Genomic DNA, 6,803 nt, shown 5'->3' on the forward strand with positions numbered 1-6,803 from the left:
TCCATTGCACCCGGCGCTGGACTACCGCCGGACTACACAGCACCGCCCACCCTGCGGCTCGCGTTGAGGTAATGCATCGAGGTATATGTTGGGGAAGCGGCGTTTAGCCAATCACGGGATACGTTGAGGCGGTGGGCGTTTAGTCAATCGAGTCGTCAATCCATCAAGAAGTCAATCGAAGTAGATACGGCCACGTGATGGAGGCATGAGTGCGGGCACGTTAACGGTTCTAGGGGTGCTGGCCCATTAACGGTAGGTGCAAGCACGTAAATTCCGAGCATCCCGTGATGCAATTCCAGGCATGCCACAACGCGAGCCGTCTATCGGGGCTTGGGATCAGGGCCGGCGTAAGGCGTGCGCCGGATGCTACCGTAGGGAAGGCGGGGGCTTTCGGCGGGCGCTGTCTGAGCCCAGCCTCGCGAGGCTGGGCGAGTTCGCCCGACGCCCGCCTGGACGAGGTAGATCCGGATCAAGCACGCCGTGCCGGTCCTGATCCCAAGCCCCGATAGACGGCGTCTTCAAATACCAAAGCGACCAATCCATCGAGTGCCGTAACCACTTTGACCAAAAAACGCTTTAGTCGACACACACATCGCGACACTAAGTGCTTCGTCCTGCCAAGTTTCACTCCTCTCGAAGCCCATTCGGGTTTTGCTTTCCCCGTGGCAGAAATCACCGCTCAGCCTGTTGTTTTGATCTCCCATTACGGGCCTATAGGCGCACCTTGGCCTTACAAATAGCCATGATATCTACCTCGTTCGCCAAGCATTTCATGGAACCTTACTAAGTGTGCTGTTTGTTAAACATAGATGTTTCACGTGGAACATGCAAATAACATTGAAATTCTTACAAGATGATCTATGTTTCACGTGGAACATCGGAAACGCGGGCGGTATAATGACGCTCGTTGTTCTTATGAAACCCCAATCAAAATGATTTATCCAGATGAGTTTGACGTAATCGTCATCGGCGGCGGGCACGCCGGAACCGAAGCGGCGCTGGCCGCGGCTCGGACAGGCGCGAGCACCCTTCTATTGACCCACAATATGGAAACGCTGGGCCAAATGTCCTGCAATCCTTCCATAGGAGGAATCGGTAAGGGGCATCTCGTCAAAGAGGTAGATGCTCTGGGTGGTGCCATGGCCTATGCTACTGATCAGGCGGGGATACAGTTTCGGATATTGAATCGCTCAAAAGGCCCCGCTGTTCGTGCGACCCGTGCTCAAGCCGACCGATCTCTGTACCGCAAGGCAATTCGGACTATTCTGCAAAATCAGCCCAATCTGACGATCTTCCAGCAGGCCGTTGAAGATTTGATGCTTGATGGGGATAGAGTTGTTGGTGCGGTCACACAGATCGGCCTGACGTTCAAGGCGCGAACGGTCGTGTTGACTGCCGGCACATTTCTCAATGGGTTGATTCACGTGGGGCTCAATCATTATTCGGCAGGCCGTGCCGGAGATCCTCCTGCTATAACGCTGGGCCAGAGGCTTAAAGAGCTTAAACTGCCGCAAGGGCGCCTGAAGACTGGCACGCCACCGCGGGTCGATTCCCGGACTATCGATTTCAGCCGTACCGAAGTGCAGCCTGGTGACACCGACCCGGTGCCTGTTTTTTCGTACATGGGTTCGAGCACCATGCATCCACGGCAATTGCCATGCTGGATTACCCATACCAGCGAGCGTACTCATGACATCATCCGTGCAGGCCTGGATCGCTCGCCCTTGTATAGCGGTGTCATCGAGGGAATAGGGCCGCGCTACTGTCCGTCGATCGAAGACAAGATTCAACGGTTTGCCGACAAGAACAGCCATCAGATTTTTCTGGAGCCAGAGGGGCTGACGACAAATGAAATTTATCCCAACGGGGTGTCGACCAGCCTTCCTTTTGATGTGCAGTTGGCCTTGCTAAGAACCTTGCCCGGTTTGGAAAGCGCAGTCATCATGCGTCCAGGGTATGCCATCGAGTATGACTATTTCGATCCACGTGAATTAAGCACAAGCCTGGAAACCCGCGCAATCAAGGGCTTGTTTTTTGCCGGGCAGATCAATGGCACCACCGGGTACGAGGAAGCCGCCGCCCAAGGCCTGCTGGCTGGCTTGAATGCGGCTCGCCAGGCGCAGGGCCTGGATTCCTGGACGCCGAAGCGTAATGAGGCCTATCTAGGGGTTCTGGTCGATGACCTGGTTACCCGGGGCGTGACGGAACCGTATCGCATGTTTACTTCGCGTGCCGAATATAGGCTCAGCCTGAGGGAAGACAACGCGGATATGCGGCTGACCGAAGAAGGCCGTCGCCTGGGCTTGGTCGACGATGCTCGTTGGGATTCGTTCAATCGTAAACGCGATGCGGTGGCCTCGGAAGTCGAACGTTTGAAATCGATCTGGATCAACCCGAAAACTCTGGCGGCGCATGCCGCTGAAGCCTTGTTGGGCAAGCAAATAGAACGTGAGTACTCACTAACTGATTTATTGAAACGCCCTGAGGTCAGTTATCGGGCGCTGATGGAGGTTCGCAAGATCGATGGGGAAAGCCTCGCTGGGCCCGGACTGAGTGATAAGGTGGCGGCCGAGCAGGTTGAAATCCAGGTGAAGTACGCGGGTTATGTGACACGCCAGCAGGAGGAAGTCGATAAGCAGTCCGCTCATGAACAGCAGGCCATCCCCGCGGACATCGATTACGACGTGGTGACCAGTCTGTCGATAGAAGTGCGCCAGCGGCTCAAGGCGAGCCGCCCGGAAACGATAGGCCAGGCCGGCCGTATATCGGGCGTGACACCCGCCGCCATCTCTTTGCTGATGATCCACCTCAAACGCCTGCAATATGGCAAGAAAGCGGCGTAATGGCCACGGATCAGGCTCATCGGCTGGACGAGGCCGCCCGGTCATTGGGCATCGAACTGAATCGTGCGCAGAACGGGACCCTGCTGAACTACATTGCCCAGATGCAGCGCTGGAACCGCACCTACAATCTGACGGCGGTGCGCGATGGCGGGCAAATGCTGGTCCAGCATGTTTTTGACAGCCTTTCGGTGGTGGGGCCCATGCGGGCGGCGCTAAGCGCCGATGGCCGCGCCAATGGGACGATTGCCGATATCGGTTCGGGGGGAGGCTTGCCGGGCGTTGTAATCGCCGTGATGTGTCCTGAGTGGCAGGTTCACTGCGTCGACGCGGTGGAAAAAAAAACGGCTTTCGTGCGGCAAATGTCCGGAGCCTTGCATTTGCCCAATTTGCACGCGGTACATGCGCGGGCGGAGGCGCTCGATAGCTTGAATGCAGACATTGTCGTGTCGCGGGCCTTTGCTTCGCTGGCCGATTTTGCGACACTGGCGGGCGGACACGCTGCCCGCCAGGGGTGGCTGCTGGCCATGAAAGGCCGCGACCCGCAGGAGGAAGTGCAGGCGCTGCAGCAGGAAACCGACTGGTGCGTGGCGCATATCGAACCTTTAGTCGTACCCGAATTGAATGCCCAGCGTTGTCTGGTCTGGATGAATCGCCGCCAAGGAAATCTATGAGTCAAAATGCTTCAAACAACAGGGCCCATGTATTTTGTATTGCCAACCAGAAAGGAGGGGTCGGCAAGACCACGACCGCCATCAATCTTGCCGCGGCCCTGGCGGCGCATAACAAGCGTGTCCTGCTGATCGACCTGGACCCGCAGGGCAATGCCACCATGGGTAGCGGCATCGACAAGAATTCCATCGAGAAAAACCTGTATCAGGTGTTGATCGGCGAGGCCACCATCGCGGGCGCGCGGGTTCGATCGGATGCCGGCGGATACGATGTGTTGCCCGCCAATCGCGAGCTGTCCGGCGCCGAAATCGACCTGATCCAGATGGATGATCGCGAGCAGCAGCTCAAGCAGGCCATTGCCCTGATCATTGGCGAATACGATTTCATACTTATCGACTGTCCGCCGACACTCTCTTTGCTGACATTGAACGGGCTGGCATCGGCCCATGGCGTGATTATCCCGATGCAGTGTGAATATTTTGCGCTCGAAGGCCTGTCCGACCTGGTCAACACCGTCAAGCGCGTGCATCGCAATATCAACCCCGAACTGCATTTGATCGGTTTGTTAAGAGTCATGTTCGATCCGCGAGTCACGCTGCAGCAACAGGTCTCGGCGCAGATCGAAACGCATTTTGGCGACAAGGTGTTCAAGGCCATCGTGCCGCGCAATGTACGGCTGGCAGAGGCGCCCAGCCACGGTTTGCCGGGTACGGTGTATGACAAGAATTCGCGCGGCGCCAAAGCCTATATCGAATTCGGCAACGAGCTTATCAAGCGTGTCAAACAAGAGGCCAAGCTGCTTGGCGCCCAACAGACGGGCACAGGGAATTAAAGGAAAACACTATGGCAACAAAGAAACCAAAGGGCCTGGGCCGCGGCCTGGAAGCCTTGCTGGGCGAGGATGCAAGCGCGATCGGCGATCTGGGCAAGGCGGTTGAAAAAAAGAGCGCGCCGCCATCGGTCCTGGATGTGCGAAAAATGCGCGCCGGCAAATACCAGCCGCGCACCCGCATGGATGAAGGCGCCTTGAACGAACTCGCGGAATCCATCCGTACACAGGGCATCATGCAGCCTATTCTGGTGCGGCCTTTGGGTGGCAAAGAAGACGGACATTACGAAATCATCGCGGGTGAACGACGTTTCCGCGCGGCTCAATTGGCTGGCCTGGCCGAGGTGCCGGTGCTGGTGCGCGAGGTTCCCGACGAAAGCGCGGCGGTGATGGCGCTGATCGAAAATATCCAACGCGAAGATCTGAACCCGCTTGAAGAAGCCCACGGCGTGCGGCGCTTGCTCGATGAGTTCGGCCTGACCCATGAACAGGCGGCTCAGGCAATTGGACGCTCGCGTTCGGCCACCAGCAACTTGCTGCGCCTGCTCAACTTGACCAACCCGGTGCAGACCATGCTGCTGGCCGGCGACATCGACATGGGCCACGCGCGGGCGCTGTTGGCAACGGACTCCGCCTCGCAGATTCTGCTGGCCAACGAAATCATCGCCAAACGCCTGTCGGTGCGTGAAACTGAAAAGCTGGTGGCGCGTAGCATACGCGAAGCGGAGGAAGCCCAGACCAGGGCGCCGCGCAAATCCGTGGCACAGTCGGGCGATGTCAAGCGGCTTGAGCAGGCGCTGTCCGATCATCTCGGGACCCGGGTTACGCTCAAGGTCGGTGCCAAAAGCCGCGGCCAGCTCATGATCGATTTTCATGGCTGGGAGCATCTGAATTCCCTGCTTGAACGCCAGGGCTTGTCGGGCGTGGTCGAGGCCTGAAATCGGGGCCGCGGCGAGGCTTGCCGGCACGGTTTGGCGCCTTCGCCCAATTTGACAAGTTTTTAAAAACTCTGCATAATTCGCAGTTCTCTTTTGGTGGGGTGCCCGAGTGGTTAAAGGGGGCAGACTGTAAATCTGTTGACCTTGCGTCTACGTTGGTTCGAATCCAACCCCCACCACCAGAGTTTTATGGCCGTAGAGAATATGCGGGCTGTTGTAGGCAACGACGCGCTGGAACCGGCGCCGTGATGCGGGCGATTAATGGCAGGTAATTAATACGTGTTCGCACCGGGCGGTTACGGTAGTGCGGGGCAGCCACAGCGCCGGCCACATGTAAAACAGGTATGAACAGAATCCCCTGCGGGTGTAGCTCAATGGTAGAGCAGAAGCCTTCCAAGCTTACGACGAGGGTTCGATTCCCTTCACCCGCTCCAGTTTTTTGATTCTCGCCCGACAGGGTGGGTGCAACAAAAAGAAGTTGCCCATGTGGCTCAGTGGTAGAGCACTCCCTTGGTAAGGGAGAGGTCACGCGTTCGATCCGCGTCATGGGCACCAACCATTTTCATCATTATTTATAGCTTTATTCCATAGTCAGGAGTCAGCCATGGCAAAAGGTAAGTTTGAACGGACCAAACCGCACGTCAACGTAGGTACGATAGGTCACGTGGACCACGGCAAAACGACGTTAACGGCGGCGATCACGACGGTGCTGTCGGCGGCGTTTGGTGGCGAGGCGAAAGGGTACGATCAGATTGACGCGGCGCCCGAAGAGAAGGCGCGCGGCATCACGATCAACACCTCGCACGTGGAATACGAGACGAAGAACCGTCACTACGCGCACGTGGACTGCCCGGGTCACGCGGACTATGTGAAGAACATGATCACGGGCGCGGCGCAGATGGACGGAGCGATTTTGGTGGTGTCGGCCGCGGACGGCCCGATGCCGCAGACGCGCGAGCACATATTGCTGAGCCGCCAGGTGGGTGTGCCGTACATTATTGTGTTTTTGAACAAGGCCGACATGGTCGACGACGAGGAGTTGCTCGAGCTGGTGGAAATGGAAGTGCGCGAGTTGCTCTCGAAGTACGACTTTCCGGGCGACGACACGCCGATCATCAAGGGATCGGCCAAGCTGGCGCTGGAAGGCGACAAGGGTCCGTTGGGCGAGCAGGCGATTTTGGCGTTGGCCGAGGCGCTGGACACGTACATCCCGATGCCCGAGCGGGCGGTGGATGGGGCGTTCCTGATGCCGGTGGAAGATGTGTTCTCGATCTCGGGTCGTGGCACGGTGGTGACGGGCCGGATCGAGCGCGGCGTGGTGAAGGTGGGCGAGGAAATCGAGATTGTGGGCATCAAGGACACGGTCAAGACGACGTGCACGGGCGTGGAGATGTTCCGCAAGCTGCTGGACCAGGGCCAGGCGGGCGACAACGTGGGTATTTTGTTGCGCGGCACCAAGCGCGAAGACGTCGAGCGCGGCCAGGTGTTGTCCAAACCGGGTTCGATCAATCCGCACACGGAGTT

Annotated in this window: 5 protein-coding genes and 3 tRNA genes; all 8 read left to right on the forward strand. The window is 57.8% G+C overall.

Going from position 1 to position 6,803, the window contains the following annotated elements; genetic code table 11:
- Nucleotides 1-932: 932 nt before the first annotated feature.
- Complete coding sequence (gene mnmG / locus ACYVIS_RS19695; RefSeq protein WP_460874857.1) at nt 933-2,843, forward strand: tRNA uridine-5-carboxymethylaminomethyl(34) synthesis enzyme MnmG; 1,911 nt, start codon at nt 933-935, stop codon at nt 2,841-2,843.
- Entirely contained in the window at nt 2,843-3,514 is a 672-nt protein-coding gene (gene rsmG, locus ACYVIS_RS19700; protein ID WP_460874858.1) for a 16S rRNA (guanine(527)-N(7))-methyltransferase RsmG, read from the forward strand. The genes mnmG and rsmG overlap by 1 nt, the downstream gene beginning before the upstream one ends.
- Nucleotides 3,511-4,344 (forward strand): ParA family protein, encoded by an 834-nt coding sequence (locus ACYVIS_RS19705; RefSeq protein ID WP_232741922.1) that lies wholly within the window; start codon nt 3,511-3,513, stop codon nt 4,342-4,344. Before rsmG ends, ACYVIS_RS19705 begins: the two co-directional genes overlap by 4 nt.
- Nucleotides 4,345-4,355: 11 nt before the next feature.
- Complete coding sequence (locus ACYVIS_RS19710) at nt 4,356-5,279, forward strand: ParB/RepB/Spo0J family partition protein (protein WP_232741923.1); 924 nt, start codon at nt 4,356-4,358, stop codon at nt 5,277-5,279.
- A gap of 95 nt (nt 5,280-5,374) precedes the next feature.
- Nucleotides 5,375-5,461 (forward strand) — tRNA-Tyr (locus tag ACYVIS_RS19715).
- Nucleotides 5,462-5,639: 178 nt separating this feature from the next.
- A tRNA-Gly gene (locus tag ACYVIS_RS19720) sits at nt 5,640-5,713 on the forward strand.
- A 46-nt stretch (nt 5,714-5,759) separates the two neighbouring features.
- A tRNA-Thr gene (locus ACYVIS_RS19725) sits at nt 5,760-5,834 on the forward strand.
- 49 nt (nt 5,835-5,883) lie between these two features.
- Nucleotides 5,884-6,803 (forward strand): elongation factor Tu (gene tuf / locus ACYVIS_RS19730; protein ID WP_460874859.1); only part of this gene is annotated, 920 nt, incomplete at its 3' end.

The sequence above is a fragment of the Paralcaligenes ginsengisoli genome (genome assembly GCF_054781135.1).

Coding starts and splice junctions, on each gene's coding strand:
- rsmG (WP_460874858.1), top strand. CDS start 2,843: ATGGCCACGGATCAGGCTCATCGGCTGGACGAGGCCGCCCGGTCATTG.
- ACYVIS_RS19705 (WP_232741922.1), top strand. CDS start 3,511: ATGAGTCAAAATGCTTCAAACAACAGGGCCCATGTATTTTGTATTGCC.
- mnmG (WP_460874857.1), top strand. CDS start 933: ATGATTTATCCAGATGAGTTTGACGTAATCGTCATCGGCGGCGGGCAC.
- ACYVIS_RS19710 (WP_232741923.1), top strand. CDS start 4,356: ATGGCAACAAAGAAACCAAAGGGCCTGGGCCGCGGCCTGGAAGCCTTG.